The sequence below is a fragment of the Mesorhizobium sp. M8A.F.Ca.ET.021.01.1.1 genome (genome assembly GCF_003998025.1).
Classification (GTDB): Bacteria; Pseudomonadota; Alphaproteobacteria; order Rhizobiales; family Rhizobiaceae; genus Mesorhizobium.
Map to the genome: position 1 here is coordinate 1 of NZ_RZSJ01000665.1, position 3,167 is coordinate 3,167.

General features: G+C 63.5%; 5 protein-coding genes. 4 read left to right on the forward strand and 1 reads right to left on the reverse strand.

Annotated features, from left to right (window positions below; translation table 11 throughout):
- The 4 genes from EOA36_RS31760 to EOA36_RS31775 form a co-directional block, all read left to right on the forward strand.
- Window positions 1-674, forward strand: a 674-nt coding sequence (locus EOA36_RS31760) for a F0F1 ATP synthase subunit A (protein WP_127280806.1), incomplete at its 5' end; no start/stop codon positions are given.
- 83 nt (window positions 675-757) lie between these two features.
- Window positions 758-982 (forward strand): F0F1 ATP synthase subunit C, encoded by a 225-nt coding sequence (locus EOA36_RS31765; protein WP_013896722.1) that lies wholly within the window; start codon window positions 758-760, stop codon window positions 980-982.
- A gap of 62 nt (window positions 983-1,044) precedes the next feature.
- Window positions 1,045-1,644 carry a F0F1 ATP synthase subunit B gene (locus EOA36_RS31770; RefSeq protein WP_127280807.1) on the forward strand — a complete coding sequence of 200 codons (600 nt, stop codon included), beginning with the start codon at window positions 1,045-1,047 and terminating at the stop codon, window positions 1,642-1,644.
- 10 nt (window positions 1,645-1,654) lie between these two features.
- Window positions 1,655-2,146, forward strand: coding sequence for a F0F1 ATP synthase subunit B (locus EOA36_RS31775; protein ID WP_127280808.1), 492 nt, complete (start codon window positions 1,655-1,657; stop codon window positions 2,144-2,146).
- 284 nt (window positions 2,147-2,430) lie between these two features.
- On the opposite strand, the gene EOA36_RS31780 is transcribed toward EOA36_RS31775, so the two are convergent.
- Entirely contained in the window at window positions 2,431-3,126 is a 696-nt protein-coding gene (locus EOA36_RS31780; RefSeq protein ID WP_127280809.1) for a ribonuclease HII, read from the reverse strand.
- Window positions 3,127-3,167 lie beyond the last annotated feature (41 nt).

Sequence of the window (3,167 nt, forward strand, 5' to 3'; positions counted from 1 at the left end):
TCCCCAATTCCGCCCTGTTCATGGTCGCCACCGTGGTTGTCGCCGCGGCGTTCCTGTTCCTGACGACGTCGAGCCGCAGCCTGGTTCCAGGCCGGCTGCAGTCGGTCTCCGAAATGGCTTATGAATTCGTCGGCAACATGCTGCGTGACGCCGCCGGCACGCAGGGCATGAAGTTCTTCCCCTTCGTGTTCTCGCTGTTCATGTTCGTGCTGGTCGCCAATCTGCTCGGCCTGTTTCCCTATTTCTTCACGGTCACCAGCCACATCATCGTCACCTTCGGCCTCGCGGCCCTGGTGATTGGAACCGTGGTGGTCTACGGCTTCATGAAGCATGGTCTTGGTTTCCTCAAGCTGTTCGTGCCGCATGGCGTGCCGGTGTTCCTGCTGCCGCTGGTGGTGCTGATCGAGGTCATTTCCTTCGTGTCGCGCCCGGTCAGCCTCTCGGTTCGTCTGTTCGCCAACATGCTTGCCGGCCACATCACGCTCAAGGTTTTCTCCGGGTTCGTCGTCAGCCTCTCCGCGCTGGGCGCGGTCGGCGTGGCGGGTTCGATCCTGCCGTTGGCTATGGCGGTGGCGCTGACGGCGCTTGAACTGCTGGTCGCCTTCCTGCAGGCCTACGTCTTTGCCGTATTGACCTGCATGTATCTCAACGACGCCCTGCATCCCGGGCACTGAGGCAAGAGTTCCGGCCAAGAGTTTTCAACATTGGTGCCGGATGAAATCGCAACGGAATTTTCAGATCCAAAGGAGTTGAACAAATGGACGCAGAAGCAGCAAAGTACATCGGCGCCGGCATCGCTTGCCTGGGCATGGGTGGCGCGGGCATTGGCCTGGGTAACATCTTCGGCAGCTACCTCTCGGGCGCGCTGCGCAACCCTTCGGCTGCCGACGGCCAGTTCGGCCGCCTGATTTTCGGCTTCGCCGTGACCGAAGCTCTGGGCATCTTCTCGCTTCTCATCGCGCTGCTGGCCCTGTTCGGCTGAGTACTGAGAAGATTGGACAGGCCGGCCGCGCAAGCGGCGGGCCTGATATCTGGGGATAGTCCATGTTCGTGACATCTGCCTTCGCGCAAGAGTCCGCGCCATCAGCCGACACCAGCCACGCTGCGACCGGAGGCGACACGCATTCCGGCACCAGCGTGCCTGCCGAAGCGCACGGCACGTTTCCGCCATTCAATCCGGAGACGTTTCCGTCGCAGCTTCTGTGGCTGGCGATCACGTTCGGGCTGTTCTACCTCTTCCTGAAGCGGGTCGTGATGCCGCGCGTCGGGGGCATCATCGATGTCCGCAACGACCGCATCAGCCAGGATCTCGACCAGGCTGCCAAGTTGAAGGGCGAGGCAGACGCCGCCGTTGCCGCTTACGAGCAGGAACTGGCGGAAGCCAAGAAGAACGCGAACTCGATCGGCCAGCAAGCCAACGATGCGGCCAAGGCGGAAGCCGATACCGCGCGCAAGAAGATCGAGGCTGCGCTCGATGGGAAGCTTGGCGAGGCCGAGGCACGCATTGCTTCCATCAAGGCCAATGCCATGAAGGAAGTCGGCAGCATTGCCGAGGATACCGCTTCGGCGATCGTCGAGGCACTCGTTGGCGGCAAGGCCAGCAAGGCCGAGATCGCGGCCGCGGTCAAATCCGTGGCCCGGTGAGGAGCGCATCATGGACGCTACATCTCTCGCAACGCTCTGGGCCACGATTGCCCTGATCATCTTCCTGGCCATCGCCGTCTACATCAAGGTGCCCGGCATGATCGCCAAGGCGCTCGACGCCCGCGCCGCCAGGATCAGCAGTGAGCTCGACGAGGCCCGCAAGCTGCGCGACGAAGCCCAGCAATTGCTTGGCCAGTACAAGAAGAAGCGCAAGGAAGCCGAGCAGGAGGCTGCCGACATTGTCGCGGCCGCCAAGCGCGAGGCCGAACTGCTGGCCGCCGAGGCCCACAAGAAGACCGAGGACTATGTCGCCCGGCGCACCGCGCTTGCCGAACAGAAGATCGGCCAGGCCGAGCGCGAAGCGATCGGCGAAGTGCGCGCCAGCGCCGTCGACATCGCTGTCGAGGCGGCACGTGCATTGCTCGCCGCCAAGGTTGACGCCAAGGCAGGAGCCGATCTGTTCAAGTCCGCGCTGCAGGATGTGAAGGCCAAGCTGAACTGAGCTGACAACATCAAGCAAATCAAAGCCGTCCGGGAAACTTGGCGGCTTTTTTTGTACGGTGCGTTGACGCCACCAATCTCCCCTCATGGGGAGATGCCCGGCAGGGCAGAGGGGGGCGCGAAGGATCGCCGGCGTTCGATTCTTTATCCGTCGCACCGGCTGAGAAGTATCCGGCGAATCTGATCGCAATGAACTGACAGGTCGGCGGGACAGCGCCCCCTCTGTCCTGCCGGACATTTCCCCCACGAGGGGGAGATCGGCTGTAGTTCGGCGCCGCTTTCGCCTCACTCCAGCCCGGCCAAGCTCTCTTCCTCAACCACCTCGACACCCCCAAGCCTGAACGGCGCAAACGAGGTGCGGTGCAGCCGCGCTACCGGCCCGTGCGCCTCGATCGCCGTGCGATGCCGGGCCGTGGCGTAACCCATATGGACTTCGAAGCCGTAACGATCGTGATGATTGCCGCAGCCACACATCATGCGGTCGCGCATGACCTTGGCGACGATCGAGGCGGCGGCGATCGATTGCGAGCGCTGGTCGCCCTTGATCAGCGCGCGCCCTTCGCAGGGCAGTCCCGGGGGCACGTCGCGCCCGTCGGCGAGCGCGAGTTTTGCCTGAACCGGCAGCCCAACCAGCGCGCGGCGCATCGCTTCGAGGCTCGCCTTGAGGATGTTGCTGCCATCGATACCCTCCGCGCTGATCGACGCCATCGAGACGCCGAGCGCGGAACCGAGGATGCGCAGGAACAGCGCTTCGCGCTGCAAGTGGCTAAGCCGCTTTGAATCGTCGAGTCCTTCGGGAATGTTGGCGGGGTCGAGCACCACTGCTGCCGCGACGACCGGACCCGCCAGCGGGCCACGGCCGGCTTCGTCCATCCCCGCGACCGGCCACAAACCATCGGCCATCGCCTTCGTCTCGAAGGAGAAATCGGGTTTCTCGACGATCTCGAAGAGAAGCGGAGAATCAGAACGCGCGCGAGCCATGTTGCGGCGAGGTTCGCATCGGCTCCGATTCTCCGCAAGTC